At 61.7% G+C, this 22,484-nt stretch carries 22 protein-coding genes; 17 read left to right on the top strand and 5 right to left on the bottom strand.

Annotation, left to right across the window (positions count from 1 at the left end):
• Positions 1–42: 42 nt before the first annotated feature.
• Positions 43–1,449 carry a replication initiation protein gene (locus AWB78_RS20530; protein WP_062607556.1) on the bottom strand — a complete coding sequence of 469 codons (1,407 nt, stop codon included), beginning with the start codon at positions 1,447–1,449 and terminating at the stop codon, positions 43–45.
• Positions 1,450–2,080: 631 nt separating this feature from the next.
• Here AWB78_RS20530 and AWB78_RS20525 point away from each other — a divergent pair.
• Together AWB78_RS20525 and AWB78_RS20520 are read left to right on the top strand one after the other, a co-directional pair.
• A complete protein-coding gene (locus tag AWB78_RS20525; RefSeq protein WP_062607554.1) occupies positions 2,081–3,292 on the top strand; it encodes a ParA family protein in 1,212 nt (403 codons plus the stop codon).
• A complete protein-coding gene (locus AWB78_RS20520) occupies positions 3,289–4,272 on the top strand; it encodes a ParB/RepB/Spo0J family partition protein (protein WP_062607552.1) in 984 nt (327 codons plus the stop codon). Before AWB78_RS20525 ends, AWB78_RS20520 begins: the two co-directional genes overlap by 4 nt.
• Positions 4,273–6,494: 2,222 nt before the next feature.
• On the opposite strand, the gene AWB78_RS20515 is transcribed toward AWB78_RS20520, so the two are convergent.
• Entirely contained in the window at positions 6,495–6,968 is a 474-nt protein-coding gene (locus AWB78_RS20515) for a hypothetical protein (protein ID WP_062607550.1), read from the bottom strand.
• Between the two features lie 28 nt (positions 6,969–6,996).
• Positions 6,997–7,464 (bottom strand): zinc-finger-containing protein, encoded by a 468-nt coding sequence (locus AWB78_RS20510; protein ID WP_062607548.1) that lies wholly within the window; start codon positions 7,462–7,464, stop codon positions 6,997–6,999.
• A gap of 385 nt (positions 7,465–7,849) precedes the next feature.
• Between AWB78_RS20510 and AWB78_RS20505 the strand changes: the two genes are divergently transcribed.
• The 5 genes from AWB78_RS20505 (at position 7,850) to AWB78_RS20485 (ending at position 11,423) form a co-directional block, all read left to right on the top strand.
• Positions 7,850–8,110: a hypothetical protein gene (locus AWB78_RS20505; protein ID WP_074173494.1), complete on the top strand. Its 261-nt coding sequence runs from the start codon at positions 7,850–7,852 to the stop codon at positions 8,108–8,110.
• 380 nt (positions 8,111–8,490) lie between these two features.
• Positions 8,491–8,889: a hypothetical protein gene (locus tag AWB78_RS20500; protein ID WP_062607544.1), complete on the top strand. Its 399-nt coding sequence runs from the start codon at positions 8,491–8,493 to the stop codon at positions 8,887–8,889.
• Positions 8,890–8,935: 46 nt separating this feature from the next.
• Positions 8,936–9,241 carry a c-type cytochrome gene (locus AWB78_RS20495; RefSeq protein ID WP_074173489.1) on the top strand — a complete coding sequence of 102 codons (306 nt, stop codon included), beginning with the start codon at positions 8,936–8,938 and terminating at the stop codon, positions 9,239–9,241.
• Positions 9,242–9,324: 83 nt separating this feature from the next.
• Positions 9,325–10,386 (top strand): catalase, encoded by a 1,062-nt coding sequence (locus tag AWB78_RS20490; RefSeq protein ID WP_062607542.1) that lies wholly within the window; start codon positions 9,325–9,327, stop codon positions 10,384–10,386.
• A 116-nt stretch (positions 10,387–10,502) separates the two neighbouring features.
• The gene (locus tag AWB78_RS20485) at positions 10,503–11,423 is read left to right on the top strand and encodes an AEC family transporter (protein ID WP_062607539.1); all 921 of its coding nucleotides are present in this window, start codon (positions 10,503–10,505) and stop codon (positions 11,421–11,423) included.
• A 6-nt stretch (positions 11,424–11,429) separates the two neighbouring features.
• Here AWB78_RS20485 and AWB78_RS20480 read toward each other — a convergent pair whose 3' ends face one another.
• Entirely contained in the window at positions 11,430–12,395 is a 966-nt protein-coding gene (locus tag AWB78_RS20480; protein ID WP_062607537.1) for a LysR family transcriptional regulator, read from the bottom strand.
• A 21-nt stretch (positions 12,396–12,416) separates the two neighbouring features.
• Positions 12,417–13,262 carry a helix-turn-helix domain-containing protein gene (locus tag AWB78_RS20475; RefSeq protein WP_062607535.1) on the bottom strand — a complete coding sequence of 282 codons (846 nt, stop codon included), beginning with the start codon at positions 13,260–13,262 and terminating at the stop codon, positions 12,417–12,419.
• 264 nt (positions 13,263–13,526) lie between these two features.
• Between AWB78_RS20475 and AWB78_RS20470 the strand changes: the two genes are divergently transcribed.
• From AWB78_RS20470 to AWB78_RS20425, 10 genes are all read left to right on the top strand, one after another.
• Positions 13,527–14,471 (top strand): transporter, encoded by a 945-nt coding sequence (locus tag AWB78_RS20470; protein ID WP_232477767.1) that lies wholly within the window; start codon positions 13,527–13,529, stop codon positions 14,469–14,471.
• A 27-nt stretch (positions 14,472–14,498) separates the two neighbouring features.
• On the top strand, positions 14,499–16,223 hold the full coding sequence (locus AWB78_RS20465; RefSeq protein ID WP_062607664.1) for an FAD-dependent oxidoreductase: 1,725 nt from the start codon (positions 14,499–14,501) through the stop codon (positions 16,221–16,223).
• Positions 16,220–16,597, top strand: coding sequence for a c-type cytochrome (locus tag AWB78_RS20460; protein ID WP_062607531.1), 378 nt, complete (start codon positions 16,220–16,222; stop codon positions 16,595–16,597). The genes AWB78_RS20465 and AWB78_RS20460 overlap by 4 nt, the downstream gene beginning before the upstream one ends.
• Before the next feature lie 23 nt (positions 16,598–16,620).
• Entirely contained in the window at positions 16,621–17,067 is a 447-nt protein-coding gene (locus AWB78_RS20455; protein ID WP_062607529.1) for a nuclear transport factor 2 family protein, read from the top strand.
• Between the two features lie 148 nt (positions 17,068–17,215).
• Complete coding sequence (locus tag AWB78_RS20450; protein WP_062607528.1) at positions 17,216–17,707, top strand: cupin domain-containing protein; 492 nt, start codon at positions 17,216–17,218, stop codon at positions 17,705–17,707.
• Between the two features lie 25 nt (positions 17,708–17,732).
• The gene (locus AWB78_RS20445) at positions 17,733–18,728 is read left to right on the top strand and encodes a hypothetical protein (RefSeq protein ID WP_062607526.1); all 996 of its coding nucleotides are present in this window, start codon (positions 17,733–17,735) and stop codon (positions 18,726–18,728) included.
• 88 nt (positions 18,729–18,816) lie between these two features.
• Positions 18,817–20,280, top strand: coding sequence for an aldehyde dehydrogenase family protein (locus AWB78_RS20440; RefSeq protein ID WP_062607524.1), 1,464 nt, complete (start codon positions 18,817–18,819; stop codon positions 20,278–20,280).
• Positions 20,281–20,294: 14 nt separating this feature from the next.
• A complete protein-coding gene (locus AWB78_RS20435; protein WP_062607523.1) occupies positions 20,295–21,350 on the top strand; it encodes a maleylacetate reductase in 1,056 nt (351 codons plus the stop codon).
• Complete coding sequence (locus tag AWB78_RS20430) at positions 21,347–22,165, top strand: intradiol ring-cleavage dioxygenase (RefSeq protein ID WP_062607521.1); 819 nt, start codon at positions 21,347–21,349, stop codon at positions 22,163–22,165. The genes AWB78_RS20435 and AWB78_RS20430 overlap by 4 nt, the downstream gene beginning before the upstream one ends.
• Complete coding sequence (locus AWB78_RS20425) at positions 22,162–22,479, top strand: Rieske (2Fe-2S) protein (RefSeq protein WP_062607519.1); 318 nt, start codon at positions 22,162–22,164, stop codon at positions 22,477–22,479. Before AWB78_RS20430 ends, AWB78_RS20425 begins: the two co-directional genes overlap by 4 nt.
• Positions 22,480–22,484 lie beyond the last annotated feature (5 nt).

Raw genomic sequence — 22,484 nt, 5'->3', positions numbered from 1 at the left:
AGAGAGCAGGATTCCGAACGAATTCGTCTCGTTCGTCGAAGATCAGAGCGGGCTGCCTGCGCGCGCCTTTTTCATCTTTACGTAGACGTGAGAACAGAACGCGTCGGCGACCACGCGATTGACCGTCAGGATGTTATCCGCGTTCAGGCTTTCGCGTGAAAGCCCCTGCTTCTCGATGAGCCGCTGCGGAATCAGCTGGCTCACGAACGAGTGGCACAGATCCTTGCGTGCTGGCGCGTCGACGGATTCGAAGTATTCGCGGCCCGCGCGGATTTCTTCGCTCATCTTGGCTTTCGCCGTATCGTTCTGAGCCTGGATGCTGGCCTCGAGATGCGCCTGCGCGTTATCCCGTGAACGACGCTCCTTCTTGTCGTCCTCGAGTTGCTTCGCCTTGATGGACGCCATCTTCCGGTCCGCTTCGCCGATCCGGTAATTGCCCTCGAGGGCCTTGAACAGATAGCCGCGCGGACTGACCGTCACCTTGCCTTCGTTGAGCTTGAAGCGCGTGTATTCGATCGCCTGCTCGAGCCGCTCGTCCGTCCAGATGTCGCGGCGCTTGGCGAGGCGCTCGAAGTCGGGCGTATCGAAGGCGAACTCGTTGTGCAACATGAGATACATCGAATCCTGAATGCCGGCGCGCGCGGCATCGGCGCCCTGCTTCTTCGTGAAACGAAAGCGGATCTTCAGTTTCTCCGGCGCGACGCGCTCGGCATTGGGCTCCCAACTGACGTCGAAGTCCGAGACTTCGTTGAGCTGGTCGATCGCGGGCTCGAGAAAGCGCTTCTTGAACTCCTTCACTTCCTTGCGCGACTCGCCGACCTTGCCCGGCCATTCCAGCACGTCTTCATACGGAAACCACTCCGTCACGCCGTGGCCTTGGCAAGGAATAAGGCGGTCGTAAATGGCCCGGGCGAGGGAAAGCGAAAAAGCCGTCGATGCGCGCAGACTCAACCAGTGTGCCTTGTAAGGGCTGATCAGGTACTTGATCACGCGTCCGGCGAGCAAAATGCAAACGACATTGCGCTCGATGTAGCAGTCGCCGAGCAGGCTGATCGTGCCCCACGAGTCTTTCTCGGTCAGTTCCTCGATCGAGGGCGCGGTCATGATTTCGACGCGCGCCCGCGCCGCGGCTCTCATCTGCGCGATGAGGTGACTGTGGTTGCGGCTGTCGTAGCGCATCAGCCACTTGAAGTAGTTAATGTCGGCCGTGAACGTGTAGACCTTGTCGTCTATCAGTTCCTCGGGCGCCTTCGTCGCGACGATGAAGTACGCCGCATCGAGCACGCGTCGCGCGGCGATACCAAGCCCACCGACGCGCGTGAAGATGTTGTTGCGCAGGAACCCGATGTCCCTCGTCGATTCGCAGATGGCCGAGCCCTGTCCGGACATATCTTCGTAAATGTCCAGCGCCAACTGCTGCGGGGTGACAGTGAAATCTGGGTTTTCCATGCGTCCGATTCGGCTTCGATCCCCGGCACTCTATCAGGCGAACAAGGGGTGTCAACACAAAAACCACCCCGCCTCCTCGACAGCTTATCCGCACAAAAACCGTCCCACTCGCGGCGGGCGATCACAATTTCCACCCCGGTCGCCACAATTTCCGCCCTCTGCTGCCCAATTTGCACCCGGTCGCGCACAAAAACCGCCCTGCTCTTCACAAAAAGCGTCCCTATCCACAGGGTCAGTGCTTGATTTCGAAGGAAAAATGGGCAGCCTGTTTGTTGGTGGGTGGGTCTAGGTTTACAAAAAACAAAACGAACTGAAGTCGAAGTTTACGGGAAAAGGCTTTATGAAATCTCGTTAAGTGCCTGAAATTCAAGAAGAAATCGTCTTGCACAAAAACCACCCTCGGGGCGGTTTTTGTGCGTAGACGATTCATCGCTTATCAATGCAGGCGAATGGCGAAGGAAAGATCGAGAAAACTACAGAACTGCATTTTGAACGGGCGAAAAAACGCTTCAAAATCAAGGAAATGAGCGCTTGCCGTCTATCGGATGGTTAAATGTCCGCGCAATGTAGCCTTGTTTACGCGTATTCGTGTATTCTGCGCTTCAGCGTCAATACAAGGAGAAAGCGCAGAATGGCAAACGTAGGCACCCTACCTATGGAAGACCGGAAGGTTACGCTTCGCGAAGTGGCGGAGTTTGCGGATAACCTCGAACCCTTTTCGGATAACCTCCGGGAGCAGATCCTTGCTCCTCGCCCGCGCAAGCTCGCGCCGTTTTATACGATCAGCGAACTGGCCGAGATGTGCAATCTGACGCGGCAGCAAATCCAGTATTTGGTGACCAAGGGCGAAGGAGGTCTGCCGGCCGGTACGCTGAACGGCAGCGGTCGCAGCCGGACGTTTACTCTGCCTGAGGTTCGGATGTGGGTGAAGATGGCGTCGGATATTTATCAGACGCGATTGGACGACGGGGAGAGCACGTTCCGGGGCAAGGTGTTGACGACCGCTCAGTTGAAAGGTGGGTCGGCGAAGACCACGACGACCGTTTGCCTTGCGCAAGCACTGACCCTGCTCGGCCGCAAGGTGCTACTCATCGATCTCGATCCGCAGGCCTCGGCGTCGGAGCTGTGCGGCCTCTATGCGGAGAAGGAAATTTCCGGCGACGACACGGTGCTGCCGTATATCTACGACCAGAACGTGGAAGGTGGCTTGGGTGCGAGCGTGCAGTCTACGTACTGGGACGGACTCGACATCATCCCTGGTCACACATTCTTATATGGAGCGGAGTTCTTGTTGCCCGCTCGCCAGAAGACAATTCAGGGATATCGGTTCTGGGCTGTCTTGCGCGAAGGACTCGAACCGCTGCGTTCGCAATACGACTACATCTTGATCGATACGTCGCCGTCGCTGTCCTATATGAATCTCAACGCGCTCCTTGCCGCCGACGCATTGGTCATGCCGATGATTCCTGAGAATCTCGATTTCATTAGTTCGTTGGCGTTCTGGCGGCTGTTTTCGGATGTGGCAGAAGATTTCCTCCCGTACGAGGAGGACAAGGTATACGACTTCATCTCCATCTTGCTGTCGAAGGTGGATTATGGGAAGACGTCCTCGGCGCCGGTCGTGCGTCAATGGGCGCAGAGCGCTTATGGGCGATGGCTCGATCCGTTCGAGATTCCGTCGAGTTCGGTGATGAGTGGCGGAGCGCTTTCCTTCTCCACCGCGCTGGACGTCGTTAGTACCCACTCCACGGCGAAATCGCTTCAACGAGTGCGACAACCCATGATGCAATATGCTAAATGGCTGGATGATATGTTCGTGAAATCGTGGAAGGAGCCGGCATGAGCAATAACATCAGAGAGCAACTGATGGCCAAGACGGCCAACCTGCCCAAGCCGGCCGATTTCAAAGGCGAGAACAAGAAGGACAAGACGAGCCGCGGCCCGCAGACCATGCCGGGGATCACGAGCGCGTTAGCAGCGGCGCAGCTTCGAATTCAGGAACTCGAGTCGAGAGGCGTCGAGACCGAAATTTCGGTCGACGACATTGTGCCGAATCCTTGGCAGCCGCGTCGCCAATTCAATGAGAGCAAGCTCTCGGAGTTGGCGCGATCGATCGGTGAAGTGGGATTGCTCCAGGCGGTGACGGTTCGCCGTATCGGAGACGCGTTTCAACTCGTCGCGGGCGAGCGTCGCTGGCGCGCGCACAAGCTCATCAATAAGCCGACGATTCGCGCGGTGGTGATCGAATGCACGGATCAGGATATGGCGGCGTTGGCGTTGATGGAAAACGTCACGCGCGACGATCTCTCCGATTACGAGATCGCGATTGCTATTCGTCGCGCGGAAGCCGAGTTTCCGAATCGTACTCGTCTCGCGGAAGCGATGGGCATCACGCGTAGCGACCTTTATCGGTTCCTTGCCTACGACGCGCTTCCGGATTTTGTGAAACGAGATCTGGATTTGAATCCGTCGGTGCTGGGAGCGTCGTCGGCACAGGATATCGCCAACGCGCTCAAGAAGTCAGGGGAACAGGGACTCAAGGCCCTTCAAGAATTATGGCCGCTGGTTCTGTCGGGTGATCTCGTGCAGACCAAAGTCGCGGCGAGTTTGAGCGCTCAGGCGAGTCGCGGCGAGTCTGCGACTGATTCCGGAGGCCGCAGCATTTTGAAGATTTTCGCGGGGAAGGTGCAGGCAGGAAGCATCACCAAGGACGTCAAGGGATTGACGTTCAAGTTCAAGGCGGGCGTGATGACCGAGGAGCAGGAGAATCAACTGCGAGAACATATAGGGAAGATGTTCTCGATTCAGTCCGAGTCACCGTAACGACAACCCGCTTCGGCGGGTTTTTTTATGGCTTGGTCGTGTGCCGATATCGGGCGGTGTCCGAATTCGGACACTGGACGCAGGACAGGGACCAGCTGGCATGTTCAGGTGCATGAATTCAACGTGCCGGCCCGGGTGCCGAGCCCATACAACGGCATTCGCGCTGCGAGACTTCTACGCGCACAGCTTGCAGCGGGCGAGGGTGTCCGAATTCGGACACCCTCGAGGCGTACGATCTCGGCTCGGTTTCATATCGCAAAGTGGGTCGTCTAACTCGGACCCGTCCCGGCTGCGCTGGGCCCTTCCAACGCAAACTGTCCGAATTCGGACACTTTGGTCAGGTACGCACGACTTCACCGTCGGAGCGTACCAGTGCGCATGCGATGGGACCGGATTCGGACACCTTCGAGGCGCAAGATCTCGGTTCGAATTCGTATCGCAACGTGGCTCTTCGAGCTCGGACCCGTCCCGCTGCGCTGCGCGCTTTCAACGCAAACTGTCCGAATTCGCGCACTTTGGTTGAGTTCGCACGACCTTCACCGTCGGTGCGTACAAGTGTGCATGCGAGGGGTCCGAATTCGGACCCCCTTCGAGGCGCTCGATATCGGCTTGAATTGCAACGTGGCCCTTCGAACTCGGACCCGCCCCGCTGCGCTGCGCCTTTCCAACGCAAGCTGTCCGAATTCGGAAACGTTGGTTGAGTAGGCACGACTTCACTGTCGGTGCGTACCAGTGCGCACGCGGGGGGTCCGGATTCGGAGACCTTCGAGGAGCAGGATCTCGGCTCGAATTCATAGTCACAAAGTCGGAATTCGAGCTCAGACCAGTCCGCTGCGCTGCCTCTCTTCCGCGGCAAACTGTCCGAATTCGGACACATTAATTGAGTGCGCACGACCTCGCCGTCGGTGCGTGACAGTGCGCAAGCGAGATGTCCGGATTCGGACGGTTGATGAGCGTAGACCTGTCCCGACGCTCAGAATCGCCTAAGTAGTTGACCATCAACGCGCTTGGAGGAGAGCATGGATTTCATCCAAGAGCGCGGGCGTTCGAGCAGTATCAGGGGATACGTGAGCGACTGAGTTCACAGGCAGCCGTACCGAGCATCGAACTCGAGGAAGCGAAATCACGGTGCCCGAAGTCCAGGACGCGACGTCACGCGCACGGGCCGGAAAGATTCGTTGGCCCGTTTCGCCATGGCACTGGGAACAGAGCTGAGCGTGTGCAGGTTTTCGAAAGACTCGCAGAGTTAGTGAAGCGCGATCCTAGGGAGTCATGCATGCGGGATTACGTGATCTGTGAACGAAGAAAGCGCGTATGCCGAATGGCCCCACCTCTCATTTCCTTTAATCGGTCTGAAGGTTCCGGAATTCGATCATCGACCGCTTTGTTCGATCGACGGCCGCGAGCGCTCGGGCGGGCGTCGCCGAAGTGGCACTCTCATGCGCTCCGTTGGTAGGGCTGCTTGGATAGAACATCAATGAACCGCGAGCCCCGCTTCACGTTGGACAAATACGTCAAAACGTTCTGACCTCAGAATCGAACCATGGGTCCGGCCGGTCGGGCGCACACTTCCAACGACTTAGGCGAAGCTGGCTCAACGACAAGGCCGTCACAAGCGCTGAACCGCCACGAATCGAGTGTGAACAGATCAAAGCGTCGAAGATTGGCCGTGAAACAATCGCGGACGATTTGAGCTCGTATAAAATCGTTTATAATCAATGGCTTATATTAGAAAGCCAAACTTGTTTCACGGAATTATGCTTAAATGTCCCTCAAGTCGCCGATCAACTTCCCGCAAGTAGGCCATCCCGGAACCGGGACAAAGAACATTTTCTGTGATGTATCGAACAATACGATTCTCGTATCAGCGCTAGACGCTTGAATTCTGCCTCACAGGATCGAGCCAACGAATAATCGTCGGCACAAAGCATTGGCGCAGTCGCTCGACGACAGCAAGACCCATAATGCGCCGCGCCAGAAATATCAGGCGCGATCGGCGCGCAGCTAAGCAGACATGTCCCGTGCGTCAGGCATCGATCATCGACACTCAAATCGCAGGACGACAAACAACGCCCGTCGGCTGGGAAAAATAATCGGCCCATTACCGATGGGCCGAATCACCCGCGAAGAAGACGCGGGGAATCGACGTGCAACCGGCGGCATCCATCCAGAAAAAAACCGGTCCAGCATCCTACCCGACGCATCAAGCCACAACGACCCCGTCAGACCGGCGCCGACTTCCGCGCATGCATCGGCTGATAAGCCTCACCGCCCTTGAATCGTTCGAGCCGCTCGCTCGCGACCGACAGCGCGCCGAGCGATGCACGCCGCAACTGATGATCGTAAAGCGACACGATCGCCGCGAGCCGGTCGAAGTCTTCGGCCGCGAGTGTCCAGGAACCGGACGCGCGCCCGGCGTCGAACACGGCGCTCATCGTCCGGTCCGCGCGAATCAGCTCGTCGTGCGAGAAATCGCCGTGTCCGGCTTCGGCAAGGAACTTGGCGAGATACATCGCCTCGGTGATGTGCTGCGCGGGCGCGATGTCTGGCGAGCCCGAACGCAACGCGGCCAGCGACATATGCGCCGCGAGCGCGAGTTCGTCCGCCACCGCGCGCGGGATAGGAAGCAGTTGCGCCTTGCTGAACCGCGCGCGCGTCGCCTGGGGCGAGCGCTGAAATGGAATTGTGCGTGACATGCGAGGATCGATGGTTGACCTTTTCAGGTTAACGTTCATCGATCGCCGAATCTGAAGGGTGATGCCCGCGTTCCTGCTCGAAATGTTCGACAACCGCGATCGCCCGTTCGCACTGGTCCGCGTCGAGCGTGTGGATGCTGCACTTGTCCGGCTCGACGCCGATCGATTGCGCGAGCCACTTCATCCCCTTGGAGCGCGCCTCGAAGACATTGCAACCGTCGCGCCGGACCTTCGCCTGAACGAGCGGTTCGAGCACCGCGTGCAGCTTCACTTTCAGATCGCGCAAACGGGCATCGGCGAGCCGGCCGAGCGGAACGTTGCGCGTGCTGCGCGGAAAGATCCCGATCCATGCCTGGCAGTTCGCGCACATCCACAGTGGACCGTGATCGTCGCGGTACGGATAGGCTTCGTCGCCCGCGCGCGTCAGAGACGCGGGGGCGCTGCAGTAATCGCAATTCGGATGGGGTAGAGGTTTGACAGGTCGGCCGACACGCATTGCCAGAAACTCCCGGGAGGGAAAGCCAATATAGCAAAACCGCCGGACCGGCTCGGAAAGGTGCTGCCGCACAAGCTCCGTGTAAGGCCCGATGTCATAGCCTGCTTAAGCAAGCGCGTTCGCAACGTGTCTGTCATGGGCTCAGGCATTGGCGCTCGCCGATCGGGAATTTACTTTTCGCGTCCACGGTATACCGTAGTGGAGCGTACTACCTCTACGCGCTTACAAAGCCTACAGGCTTCACGCTTCCACAGATATCCGTTCAATCAGAAGTCCGGAAGGCGCGCGTTCTTCGCGCCGGCAACTGGATTTTTGCATGCGTGCTCGCAGGCCCGTCGCGAGCGCGCAGTTCTCCATTCGGTTACTTGATTCAAGAGGTGATGCGATGAGAGCAACTCTGCTATTGGCAGCAACGGCCGCCGGATTGTTGGCGATGAGCGCCGTCGTGCAGGCGCAAGATACGCAGATGTCGCCGCCACAGGGCGGCGCCGCGCAGCAAAGCGCACAAGGCGGGACAACGAACGATTCAAGCTACGGCGGAGCGATGTCGACGAGCAAGTCCGGCAGCGCCTCGCGTGACGGCGCGATCGGCACGAGTCAGCTCTGCGCGCCAGGACTCAGCTGCAACATATATAGCGGTCAGTGAGTCGGCACGACGCCAGCGCTTCGCCGAAGGCATCGGTCTCATTCTTCCACCAGTCGATCGCCCGCCATCGCGCAGTCCCATGATGGCGGGGTGATGCCCCTCCTTATGCGTGGTTTTCGACGACGACCGTTCGGCCGATAGTAACGCTCATCACAAGACGGCCCCTTCGGCCACGCGTGGCGGTGGCTCCACACGACAAGCACTCATCTGCGGCAACAGGCTACAACGCGCGACATGCGCGACGCTCCTGATTCGGTAGCGAAATCATATTGCCGGCGCTCGCGGATCTCTCGGCCTCACATTCGTCGAGGTCACGTTCGTCTTCTCTGCATGAGCACATCAGGGCAGCCGCACCAAGCGGCCAGCAAGGAGGTACCGAAATGAGATCCCATCAAACGAAGCGCGCAATGTTCCTGGCGATCGCCCTTCTGACGTTCGGCGCGGCGTGCGAAACGACGCTCGCCGCGAGCGCGACGGAGAGCGCCGACGCACGCCCGATCGACGGCGGATCGCTCACATTGGACATTCAGACGCCCGCGGGCGGAACGTCGCGCCTGACCTATGTCGATACGGACGGCTGGCGCATGGACGAACGCGATGCACCGCTCAAACCCATGGAGGGGCGCATCACGCCCGCGTCGGCGGAACCGCAGAAGGAAGCGTCCGCCGGCGAGCGGCCGATGACCGTTTTCATCGACGGCCCCACGGGGTTCACCTACGTATGGACGCGCGATCAGGGATGGAAGTACGTCGGCCGGATCTCCGACCGCAAGCGCTGAGCACGTTCTCGTGATACGTCGATCGCGCTCGTGCCTGGGCGCCTGCATGCTCGCTGTGTCGCTCGCCGCGCATGCGCAGCCGCCCGACCCCGCCGATGCGTCGCTCGCCGATGCGCGGCGCGCGGTGCGCGTGGCCGACTGCGCGCGCTGCCACGGCAAGGATTACGACGGACTCGCCGCGCCGTCGATCGTCGGCTTTGCGCGCACGCAGAGCCGCGAGCGTTTCATCGCCGCGGTGCTCGACGGCAATCCGTCGATGGGCATGCCCGCTTATCGCGGCATTCCGTTGATCGAGAGCCGCATCGACGCGATATACGACTACTTCGCGAGCACGGTCCCGCGTCGCGAGTGAGGGTCATCGACGAATCGCTTTACATCTCGACGAAAGCAATCAGACTTTAATAGCGCATCAGGAAGCGCGAACGGAGATTAATCATGAACTCCACTCAATCAGCGAGCGACGGCACCGGCTGGACCGACAAGCTCGACGACGCCACCACGCTCGCGATGCTCGTCAGGGAGATCGGGGCGCAACAGACGAAGCTCGCGGCGAGCCATCATACGGGCCTGAACGGGCAGGTCGATCGCGCGCAACATCAGAAGCAGTTGCTCGGCGCATTCGGAACGCTTCGCATTGCAGACGATATTCCCGACATCGCGCGATTCGCTCCGTTCGAAAAGCGCGGTGCCGCAGCCGGACCGATGTCGTATCGCGTCGCGTGCCGCATTTCCAATGGACAGCCGTGCCCGCAGGCCGACACGGCAGCCGATGTGCGCGGCATCGCGATCAAGTTCTTCACGGAAGAAGGCGCCGAAACCGATCTGCTGATGACGAACGAGGGAGGCCGCTCGCACGCGCGCAACGCGGTCCAGTTCATGGCGGTCGCGGATATCATCGTCGCGTTGCTCGCCGAGGGGCCGGTGAGCGGCATCGCGCAGGGCTTGCGCGAAATGATGATGGCCAAGCTCGGGCCGGTCGAGGCCGCGCGCATCCTGGCAGTTCTCTTCAAGGAAACCAGGGCGCATCACGTCGAAAGCGTGACGACGGAGAACTACTGGGGATCGGTCGTGCAACTGGGTCGCGCGGCGATCAAGTACTCGCTTCATCCGCATCCTTCGACGTCCCCCGGCACGAGAGCCGAACGCCACGGTGACAACTATCTGCGCGCGGACATATTCAATCGTCTGGAGCAAGGCCCGGTGAAGTGGCAACTCGGCCTGCAATTCTTCGTCGATGAAGAAAAGACGCCGGTCAACGATGCATCGATCGCGTGGAAATCGGACGTGGTGATGATCGGCGAACTCGAACTCGATGCGCCGCCCTCGCGCGAGGACGAGGCCCGCATCGACCAGCTCGCGTTCAATCCGGGCAACGGCTTTGCGCCGCTCGGCATCACGCATGCGCGCAGGGATGTCTATGCCGCGAGCGCCGCGAATCGCAAGGGCCGCGGCGTGCTGTCGAGCGAGGAAGCGCGCATGTTGCTGAGCGTGCGCTGAACGCCGCCATCGCGCGACTGCGCAAATTTGCGCGTCGCGCGACGCTTTTCTCCGATAATGGAACGCATTCAGAAACAGGCGCCCGCGCCTTTCGCGTTCCATTATCGGAGCCCGCCATGCATCTTGCCGGCATGATCCTTCCGATCTTCGCCATCATCCTGACCGGATGGGTGGCGCGCGTCTCGGGCTACATGCCGCACGCGCTGGCGCCGTCGCTGATGCGCTTCGCTTACTACGTCGCGATGCCCGCGCTGGTGTTTCTGACCATCGCCGACGAATCGCTGCGCTCGCTGCTCGAATGGGGCTTTCTCGCGGCGTTCGGCGGCGGCTCGATCATCTGCTTCGCGCTCATGCTGCTGGCCGTGCGCTTCGTGCGTCATGAAGGACTCGGCCCGAGCGCGATGCTCGCTGCCGCCGTTTCGATGACCAACACCGGTTTCGTCGCGCTGCCGATTCTGAAGACGCTGTACGGCAAGCCCGGCGTGCTTGCGGCCGCCGTGGCAACGGTGTTCGTCGGCGCGGTCATGTTTCCCGTGCTCGTCGTGCTGCTGGAAATCAGCCGATACGATGCGTCGCGCAAGATCGACATGACGGCGCTGATTCGCCAGATCGCGACGAACCCCGTCATTCTCGCGACGATCTGCGGACTGCTGTGGTCGGTCATCGGCCTGACGCTGCCGGCGCCGGTCGCATCCTTTCTGACGATACTCGGCGAAGCGCTCACGCCGTGCGCGCTCTTCGCGATCGGGCTCGACCTGACGCTGAGCGAATTGCGCGGACGCCTGAATCTCTACGCGCTTCTCGCGGCGATCAAGCTCGTGATCGTGCCGCTCGTCGTCTATGCGCTTTGTCTCGCGACGGGGCTGAGCCGCACCGCGACCATCGCCGCGGTCGTCTGCGCCGCCGTGCCGACCGCGAAGAGCGCATACGTGCTCGCGTCCGAGTACGACATCGAGAAGACCGTGGTCGGCGCCGTCATCTCGATGACCACGCTTTTCTCGATCGTCACCTTGCTCGCGTGGCTCTACATTCTTTGATGCGCTTCACGCGTCGCCGAGTTCTTCGTCGACATTGCGCTCTTCGTCGTCGGGCGGCGAAATGCCGAGCGCTTTGTCCCACTGCGGCTCGCGCAGATAGCGCTCGCGCAGAAAATCGACGAACGCTTTCACCTTGCTCGTCGATCGATGCGAAGTCGGATACACCGCCGACAGCCACAGCGGCGGCGCCGCGTATTCGGGCAGCACGCGCACGAGGCGTCGTTCGAGCAGATCGCTCGCGGCGACCATCGTCGGCAGATAGACGACGCCCGCGCCCGCGCGCGCGAATTCGAGCAGCAGGTGCACGCTGTTCGTCTTCAACACGGGGTTGAGCGCGATTTCATAACACTCGTTGCCTTTCATGAGCGGCCAGTTGTCGCCCCACGGATAGTGCGCGTAACGCGCGAAATCATGGCGCAGCAGATCGAGCGGTGTCTCGATGGCCGGCTCGTCCTTCAGATACGCGGGTGTCGCGCACAGCACGCCGCGCACCGGAAAGAGCTTGCGCTCGACGAGCAGATTCGACGCGGGCGGATAGATTTGCAACGCGAGATCGAAGCCTTCCTGCACGGGATCGATCACGCGATCGTTCACGGTGACGACGAACTCGATGCGCGGATGGGCCTCGCGAAACGCGATCAGCGCCTGCGAGAAGTGACCGAGCGCGAAGCCCGGGAGCACGTGGACATTGAGCGTGCCCGACAGCGATTGCGTTTCCGCGCTCGCACGGCCCGACAACTCGCGCACCTTCGAGACGAGCAGCAGGCAATCGCGATAGTAGGATTCGCCGACTTCGGAGAGACGCACCGCGCGCGTCGAACGATGAAACAGCGCGACGCCGAAATGCTCCTCGAGCTGCTTCACGCGCGACGTGACGACCGATTTCGCCACGCCGAGCTGCCGCGCCGCGCTCGCGAAGCTTTGCGCTTCCGCTGCGCGAACGAAGGCTTCCATCGACATGAAGAGATCCATGCTGTCTCCTGTTTCCCGTCGCTACGCTGCGCTCTTGCGGTAGCGCAGCGGCGTCGTGCCGAGCCGCCCGGAAAAGAGCGCCGTCATATGCTGCTGCGATGAAAACCCGCACGCGGCGGCGACATCGACGAGCGGCGCGTGACCTGAGCGCAGCATCCGCGCGGCGGCGTCGATGCGCTTTTCCAGCACATAGCGATAGAGCGAATGACCGGTGCGCGCCTTCACGCCGTCGAAGACGACGCGCACGGGCAAGTCGAGCTCGGTCGCGATATCGGCGCAGGAAAGATTCTGGTCGATGTTATCGGCGACATACGCTTCGAGCATCGCGAAACCGGCATCGGTGAGCGCGGACTTGCGCTCGCGCGCGGCGCGTTCGAGATGCCGCGTGGTTTCGATCCACGCGAGCGTGGCGACGCATTGCAATTCCCACGGATCGATCTGGCGCGTGTCAGCGTGCGCCTTCTGTCGCGCATAGCGCACGAGATGCCGGATCGAGTCGGCGCCGAGATTGCTGCGGCTGCCCGCGCGGCGCAACGGCTCCGCGCTGCGCTCGCCGATGCGATTCACGAAGGCATCCGCATAACGAAACGCGATAAAGCCGTGCCGCACGTCGTGCGCGTCGATGCGCATGCTTTCGCCGCGCGGATGATAGGCGGCCGTTTCCGCGCGAAAGGTGAAGGGCGCGGCGGGGCCGTCGTCGTAGCGCGTGTCGGAGACGATCGTGCCGAGCAGAAGGCAGATCATGTCCGACGAATTGCTCAACTCAAGCGAATAAGGGCGCGGGCCCGAGATGCAGTATTCGAGTCCCGGCACGCCCGCGACCGCGCTGAAGCGATCGATGCGGGCGGTCACGGCAGGGGCGCTCATGGTCGTGTCTCCGTTTTCATCGCGGCTTGCCGATGGACGCCGCTGTTCACGCGAGTATAGATGTGCCCGCGAAGCCCCTGCACGCGCGATGGGTCGCCGTTCGCGAACGCCGCGTGCGCGCTTTGCGCCCTGGTGTTAACCCGTATCGGTATTGCGGCATTCGTTCGCGGTTCGTCCGGAATCTGTAATCCGCGAAACCTGAAAGACCGGCGCGTCGCGCCTTCGTAACGTTCGCTCATACGACACGAACGACCGGAGACGACGATGCAAACGCGGCACCCGAGACCAACGATACGAAGACGTCACGCATGGGCGCTCGCCATGCTCGGCGCAACCTGCACGATGTCGCCGGCCGCCGACGCGCTCGCCTCGGGCATTCCCTTCGCGACGGACCGCCCGCAAACCTGGCAGTTCAGCAGCGACTTCGAAGGCACCTACGATTCCTTCGGTCAGAACCTCGAATGGAATCACGACAGCCGCGCGTTCGATTCGCAGGGCAATCAGGTCGCGGGACCGGGCACGAATACCTTCGTCGGACTTTCGACGTTCATCCACTACTGGAAAGTGCCGTCGCTGCCGCAAATGGGCTTCAACGCGAGCATCACGCTGCCCGCGATCCGCACGCAAGGCTCGCAATTCGCGGCGAGCGGCATTGGTGATCCGCTCGTCGGCGGGCTCGTCTGGTACAACCCCGCGCCCGCGACGACGCTCGGTTTTCAGGCCTACGTGCAGGTGCCGATCGGGCAGGACGCGGTATCGACGAATACGTGGTCGTTCTGGCCGTCGGTCTTCTATGACGACTGGTACGGCCACCTTAACGTCGATCTGCTCATGGGCGGCATCGTTCGCGGACGCACGCTGCGCTCCGGCCACGACGATCTGAGCCCGGGCAACACCTTCCATCTGAACCTGCGCGTCGGCTACAGCATCTCGCCGCTCGACAGCCCGTTCGCGATTCCCTTCGTCGGTCTCGACTATCAGACGAGCGGCGGCACGTTCGACCAGACCGCCGCGATGCCCGTCGCGAACAGCGCGAGCCGCGAAACGACCGTGGGTATCGGCGTGTTGTTCCAGTTCAAGCCGAACAGCCTGCCGTTCCTGCACCAGAAGATGTACGACCAGCTTTCCATCCAGTACCAGCACTCGGTCTCGGGCCGCAACACGACGCTCACGAACGGAATCCTCGTGCAGGCGTGGCACTACTGGTGATCGGCGATGAATCTCAAGGAGACGAACATGAACGATATGCAAAGACCACCCGCCGCGTCACGGCGCAACTTCATCAAGGCCGCGGGCGCGGGAACGGCCGCCGCCGCGTTCGGCGCGGTGTCGCTCACCGCGCGCGCCGCGAGCGAGATCAGGTTCGATGCCGAATACGACATCGTCGTGTGCGGCGGCGGTGGCGGCGGCTTGCCCGCCGCGCTCTTTTCGCGCTGGCTCGGCAACCGCGTCGTGATACTGGAGAAGGCGGGCAGTGTCGGCGGCACGGCGGCGAAGGCCGCGTTCTGGTACTGGGTGCCGAATAACGAGCCGATGCGCCGCGCGGGCATGGCCGATCCGAAGCCCGATTACATGCGCTATGTCGCGCGTCTTTCGCGGCCCGAGCAATACGATCCATCGCTGCCCAAGCTCGGCCTGTCCGACTGGGAATACGACATGTGCGAGGCGATCTACGACAGCGCATCACCGGCGGCGGAGCTGCTCGCGAGCAAGGGCGCGCTGCCGTATCGGCATGAGGCGACGGTGCCGGATTACTGGGCCGAGCTGCCCGAAGACAAGGCGCCGCGCGGCCGCGTGCTGTTTCCGAAAGATGGCCTGCCGAGCATGTCCGATGGCGGGCGTGTCGCGATCCGTACGATGAGCGCGGCGGCACGGCGCGACGGCATCGACATCAAGACGGGTTATCGCGTGCAGAAGGTGCTCGTCGATGAAGCGGGCGCGGTGATCGGCGTCGAATCGCTGACGGAAGAGGACACGCTCTTTCGCGTGCGCGCGAAAAAGGCGGTGATCTTCGCGACGGGCGGCTTCACGCACGACCCCGAGTTGCGCAAGAACTTCCTGCACGGCGCGGTGTACGGCGGATGCGCGGCGCCGACCAACGAAGGCGATTTCGTGCGTATATCGAGCGCGCTCGACGTGCAGTTGCGCAACATGAACTACTCGTGGATGGCGCCGATTTCGCTCGACAAGGCGATCGCGAAAGATGGCTCGCTCTCCGGCATCTTCACGCCGACGGGCGATTCGATGATCTACGTGAACAAGTACGGCAAGCGCGTCGTCAACGAGAAGCTCGCCTACAACGAAGTCTGCGCGACGTTCTCCGAATGGGACGGCGCGAAGGGCGAGTATCCGAATCTCGCGCTGATTGCGATCTGGGACCAGCAGGCGCAGGACCATTGCGCGAGCGACGACTACGGCAGCTTCATCGTGCCCAAGGGATCGAACGACCGGCACGTGCTGCGCGGCAATACGCTTGCCGAACTTGCGGGCGCCATTCGCGAACGCATGGCGCAGTACAGGAGCGCGCTCGGCAGCGCCGATCTCTCCGGCGACTTCGTACGTAACTTGGATGCGAGCATCAAACGCTTCAACGGCTTCGCGAAGACGGGCGTCGATCAGGACTTTCATCGCGGCGAGCGCATCGTCGAGAAGCTGTTCAACGGGCCCGTATCGAAGAAGACGGATCAGAAGAACGAGACGATGTATCCGCTCTCGGCGAAAGGGCCGTACTACGCGGCGCTCATCGTTGCCGGAAATCTCGATACCAAGGGCGGCCCGAAAACCAACTCGCACGCACAGGTGCTCAATACGCGCGGCGAGCCGATCAAAGGCTTGTACGGTGTCGGAAATTGCGTCGCGTCGGCGTCGGCGCGGGCTTACTGGGCGGGCGGCGGCACGCTCGGACCGATCATCGCGTTTGCTTATCGCGCCGCGCAATCCGCCAATGGAGGTCAATCATGATTCGGATGGCCAAGGTATTCGTTGTGCTCGCATTCGTCAGCGCCACGGCGCACGCACAACAAGATCCCGTCGCGCTAGGCAAGAAGCTCACGACCAACAACTGCGCTGTGTGTCACACCTTCGGCAAGGGCGAACCGAACGGACAAGGGCCGAACCTCTTCGGAATCGTCGGCAGGCCGCTGGCGTCCGAATCGGGCTTCAAGTATTCGGCGGGCATGAAGGGGGCGGCAGCGGGCAAGGTGTGGGACGAAAAGCTGCTCGATGCCTGGCTTACCGATACGCAATCCGTCGCGCCCGGCAACGCGATGACCTACTTCGAAGGCGATGAAGCGCGGCGTCAAAAGATCATCGCTTATCTGCGCACGCTGCATTGAACTCAACATCAGGAGACGAGAGCATGAACCCCATCACCATGACCGACGAACAGCGCAAGACCATCGCGCTCGAATATCTGCGCAGGCTCGATCGCGGCGCACCCTTCTTCGATCTGTTCGACGACAACGCCGAAGTCTATTTCCCGAAGTGGGGCATCGCGACGGGCCGCGCGGCCTTCGAACAGCTCTTCGCAGACCTGGGCTCGATCGTCGCGAAGTTCAAGCATGACCTCGCGTATCTGAACGTGATCCAGCAGGGCGATACGGTGGTCGTCGAAGGCACGAGCTACGGCACGACGAAGAGCGGCGTCGACTGGCGCGCGGGCGTCACGCATGCGGGCCGATGGACCGATGTGTTCGAAATCCGCGACTTCAGGATTCAGCGTTGCTTCATCTATCTCGATCCCGACTACGAAGGCGCGGACACGCGGCGCTATCCGTGGCTGGCGGACAAGCACGCACAACAGTAAGTAGTTTCCCTAGGGCGGCGATCGAGCACACATCGTTCGGCAAACACGAACCTCGATTCATTGCCTCGCGCGCTCCGCAGCCCTAATCTTGATTCCAGCGCGGCACTGACATTCGCCGCGAAAGATCGACGAAGACATGGAGACAGACATGCAACAGACCGTTCTCGGCAGCCTCGACGACTATCGCAAAGGCTCGATAGAAATCATCAAGGGCAAGGCTTCGCATTACGTGATGTCCAACGTGTTCGAAGTGGCGAGCCATGCCGCACCGTATGAAAAAGTGGTCGTGGGCAAGAACCTCAAATACGTGATCGAAACGCTGCGGGCGGAAGGCGTGTCGCCGTGGTTCAGCGCATCGCACGATGAATTCGTGATCGCGCTCGATGGCGAAATCGACGTGCACTTCATCAAGCCGTCCGATGGCGCGCTCGTCAGCGAAAACATCGAAGGCACGGTGAAGCTCGAAGGCGAACCCTCGGGCCAGAAGATGGGCTTCGTGCGTTTGCGTCGCGGTCATCAGGCATTGCTGCCCGCAGGCGCGGCCTATCGCTTCGAAGCGAGAAAGACCGGCGTGTTGCTCGTGCAGACGATTCTCGGCGCGCAATCGGTCGAGAAGTGGGCCGATATCTGCATTCAGTAACCGTCAACTTTCGGAGCACAACATCATGGATCAAACGGCTTTCCTGCAAAGCGTCGTCGCCACCGACCCCGATGCCAATACCGGCTACCGCACCTTCAAACTGGGCGATTTCGAATTCAGCCGCGACGCCTACTTCGTCACGGTGAAGTGGCCCGCGCAAGGACAGACGCGCTCGCACCAAATGCACGCCGATGACTTCCTGCGCGCGATGATGCGCGATGTCGCGTGGGGCTTCTTCTACGGCTGGGTCAACTTCGACGAAGTGATCGGCACGCGCAATCACTACGGCAAGGTCGACATGTACGCCGGCGCCTATAACGCGAGCTTCCGCGAGGCGGGCGTCGATTACACGCAGCAGTTCGAGACGCCGGTCATCATGGCGACCTTCAAGGCGATCCTGAAGGACTGGGTCAACGAAGGCTTCGATCCGTTCGCCGCGCCCGAAGAGACCGGTTCGGCGTTCGGCGCGAAGCACGGCGACAACATCGCGGCGATCGACCGCACGCGCATCGCGACGAAGCGCATGCCCGGCCTCGAAGGCGATTCGCCCCTGCGCGACGACTTCCCGGTGAATCGCCAGTTCGCGGATGTGTCGCAGGACGAGCCGGAGATTCACGCCGAGCCGGGCTTCGAAGGGCAACTGCATGCGTTCAGCCTCTTCAAGTATCTGTCGCGCTCGGATGTGACGTGGAATCCGTCGGTGACGTCCGTCTGCAAGCAAAGCCTCTTCTGTCCGACGACCGAGGAGTTCGTGCTGCCGGTATTTCATGGCAATGACCGCGTCGAATGGTTCCTGCAACTGTCGGATCAGATCATCTGGGATGTCGCCGATAAAGATACGGGCGAGCCACGCGCGCGCATCACGATGAATGCGGGCGATATCGCCGCGATGCCCGCCGACATTCGCCACAAGGGTTATTCGCAGAAGCGCTCGATGCTGCTGGTCTGGGAGAACGCGACGCCCGATCTGCCCAAGCGCTACGAAAGCGGCGAGCTGCCGCCGTATCCGGTCGCGCTTTAAATCCCCTACGTTCTTCCGCTTCACGACGGCGCCTTGAATAAGGCGCCGCGGGGAAGGCTTCGTCTTCAATTCTCGACACGAGCAAGACATGCAAACGCAACTCTTCATCGATGGCCGCTTCGTGCCTGCCCTTTCCGGCGAAACGCTCGCGACCCTGAATCCGCACGATAACAGCGTGATCGCGCAAGTCTCGATGGCTGGCCGCGAGGACATCGACCGCGCGGTTCAGGCCGCGAAAAAGGCGTTCCCGGCGTGGAGCGCGATGGCGGCGGCAGATCGCGGACGTCTGTTGCTGAAGCTCGCCGATGCGATCGAAGCCAACGCCGATGCACTCGCGCGTCTCGAGTCGCTCGACACGGGCCACCCGATCCGCGATACGCGCAATCTCGACGTGCCGCGCACGGCCGCGACGTTCCGCTACTTCGGCGGCATGGCGGACAAGTTCGAAGGCTCGGTGATTCCCGTCGAAGCGGGCTTTCTCAACTATCTGACGCGCGAGCCGGTGGGCATCGTCGGGCAGGTGGTGCCGTGGAATTTTCCGCTGATGTTCACGAGCTGGAAGATGGCGCCCGCGCTCGCGGCGGGCAATTGCGTCGTGATGAAGCCTGCTGAACTGACGCCCTTGTCGAGCCTCGCCATCGCCGAACTGATGGCCGAAGTCGGCTTTCCCGCGGGCGTCGTGAATGTGCTGCCGGGTTTGGGGCACGTTGCGGGCCAATACATCGCGGAGCATCCCGAGATCGGCAAGGTCGCGTTCACCGGATCGACGGCGGTCGGCCGCAAGATCGTGCAGGCATCGAGCGGCAATCTGAAGAAAGTGCAGCTCGAACTCGGCGGCAAGGGCGCGAACGTCGTGTTCGGCGACGCCAATCTCGATGCCGTCGTGCAAGGCTCCGCGTTCGGCATCTTTCATAACCAGGGGCAGGCGTGCATCGCGGCATCGCGTCTCATCGTGCACGAGTCGATCGCCGATGATTTGCTCGAGCGCTTCACATCGCTCGCGCGCTCGATCCGCATCGGCGATCCGCTCGATCCGTCGACGGAGATGGGGCCGCTCACATCGCAGATGCATCGCGACCGCGTGCTCTCGTATGTCGATGTCGCGCGCGAGCAGGGCGGACGCGTGCTCGCGGGCGGCAAGGCGCCGGATGCATCGGCGCTCGCGAACGGCTGCTATGTCGAGCCGACCATCGTACAGGCGAAGCCGACGGATCGCGTCGCGCAGGAAGAAGTGTTCGGCCCGTTCGTCACGGTCAGCACGTTCGGATCGGACGAAGAAGCGCTCGCCATCGCCAACGGCACGGAATACGGCCTCGGCGCGGGTCTGTGGACGCGCGATCTGCAACGCGCGCATCGCTTCGCGCGGCAACTGAAGAGCGGCATGGTGTGGATCAACTGCTACAAGCGCGTGAGCCCGGGATCGCCCTTCGGCGGCGTTGGCGCGAGCGGCTACGGACGCGAGATGGGCTTCGAAGTGATGCGCGAATATACTCAGGCCAAGTCGGTGTGGGTGAATGTCGACGCCAATATTCCGCCTTACTATCCGCGCTGAGCGCATCGGGAATCATGCAATCGTTCATCTATCAGGGCATGCCTTCGCGCGTAGTGTTCGGCGCGGGAAGCATCGAACATCTCGAACGCGAGATCGAGCTTCTGGGCGCGCAGCGCGCGCTCATTCTTTCGACCCCGCCGCAGCGCGATCAGGCCGAAGCGCTCGCCGAACGCATCGGTTGTCGCGCGGCGGGCGTGTTCGCCAAGGCGGTGATGCATGTGCCCGTCGAGACGGCGCGCGAGGCACGCGAATATGCGCAGCGCATCGGCGCGGACTGCGCGATCGCCATCGGCGGCGGATCGACGACAGGACTCGGCAAGGCGATCGCGTTGACATCGTCGCTGCCGATACTCGCCGTGCCGACCACCTATGCCGGCTCGGAGATGACGCCCATCTACGGTCTCACCGAAGCGGGACTGAAGAAGACGGGCCGCGACATGCGCGTGCTGCCGAAAACGGTCATCTACGATCCGCAGCTCACGGTATCGCTGCCCGCGTCGCTTTCGGTGACGAGCGGCATCAACGCAATCGCGCACGCGGCCGAAGGGCTCTACGCGCAGGACGCGAATCCCGTGGTGAGCCTGATGGCGGAAGAGGGCATTCGCGCGCTCTCGCAAGGCATCGGCAAGGTGGTTGCGAAGCCCGATGATCTCGATGCGCGCAGCGACTGTCTCTACGGCGCGTGGCTGTGCGGCGCGGTGCTCGGGAGCGTCGGCATGTCGCTGCATCACAAGCTGTGTCACACGCTCGGCGGCACGTTCAATCTGCCGCACGCGGAAACGCATACGATCGTGCTGCCGCACGCGCTCGCTTATAACCGCGACGCGACGCCCGACGCGATGAGGCGCATCGCGCGCGCGCTCGGCTCGGACGATGCCGCGCAAGGCGCATTCGAGCTCGCGCGCGCGAACGGCGCGCCGACCGCGCTGAAGGACATCGGCATGAAAGAAAGCGATATCGATATCGCCGTCGATGTCGCGCTGAAGAGCCCGTACTGGAACCCGCGGCCGGTCGAACGCGCGCCCTTGCGTGCGTTGCTGGAAGCGGCCTATGAAGGACGACGACCATGAACGAGTCACTGACGCACAACGTCACCGAAGCCTTCGTCCATTGCGCCGATGCGCGCACGAAGGAAATCGTCACCGCGCTCGTGCGGCATCTGCACGCCTTCGCGCGCGAAGTGAATCTCACGAACGACGAATGGCGACGCGGCATCGAGTTCCTCACCGCGACCGGCAAGAAATGCGACGGTATCCGGCAGGAGTTCATTCTGTTGTCGGATACGCTGGGACTGTCGATCGTTCTCGACGACATCAATCAACATCACGATGAAGCCGCGACCGAAAGCAGTCTGCTCGGTCCGTTCTATCGCGATGGCGTGAAGGAGTCGGCGTTCGGCGCGAACATCGCGCAAAGCGAAGGCGAGCCGGTGTTCTTTCATGGCGCCGTGCGTGATGTGAGCGGCAAGCCGGTCGCGGGCGCGCTGATCGAAGTCTGGCAGACCGCGCCGAACGGCATGTACGAAGGACAGGACCCGGAGCAGCCGGAAGGCAATCTGCGCGGCCGGTTCCGTACGAACGCGGACGGCGAATACGCGTTTCATTCGATCAAGCCGACGAGCTATCCGATCCCCACCGATGGCCCCGTCGGCAAGATGCTCGTCGCGACGGGCCGTCATCCGATGCGGCCCGCGCATATCCACTTTCGCATCGAAGCGCCGGATCATGAGCCGCTGACGACCGCGCTGTATTCGTCGGACGATCCCTATGTGAACTCCGATGCGGTGTTCGGCGTGAAGCCTTCGCTCATCATCGAGTATGTGCCGAAGGAAAGCGGCTATGACGTAGCACGCGATTTCACGCTGATCGCGAAGGAGCGTGCGTGAACGCAATTTGCGCGCTGGATGACGTACCCGACGGCGGCGGTCTCGAAGCGGCGCCGTCCGTTCTCGTGCTGCGTCGTGGCCGCGATGCCTGGGCGTATCGCAACGTATGCCCGCATTTCTCGATTCCGCTCAACTACGAGCCGGACGCCTTCTGGACCTACGGAGGCGGACTGCTGATGTGCGCGCATCACAGCGCGATGTTTCGTTTCGAGGACGGCGTTTGCGTCGACGGCCCCTGTCTCGGCGCGAGCCTCAGACGCATTCCGATACGCATCGAAAACGGCAGGGTGATGATCGAGGAAGACATCGCCTGAGCATC

The sequence above is a fragment of the Caballeronia calidae genome (genome assembly GCF_900044055.2).
Lineage (GTDB): Bacteria > Pseudomonadota > Gammaproteobacteria > Burkholderiales > Burkholderiaceae > Caballeronia > Caballeronia calidae.
Note: the sequence above shows the minus strand (reverse complement) of the source record. Positions and strands in the feature narration are given on the sequence as shown.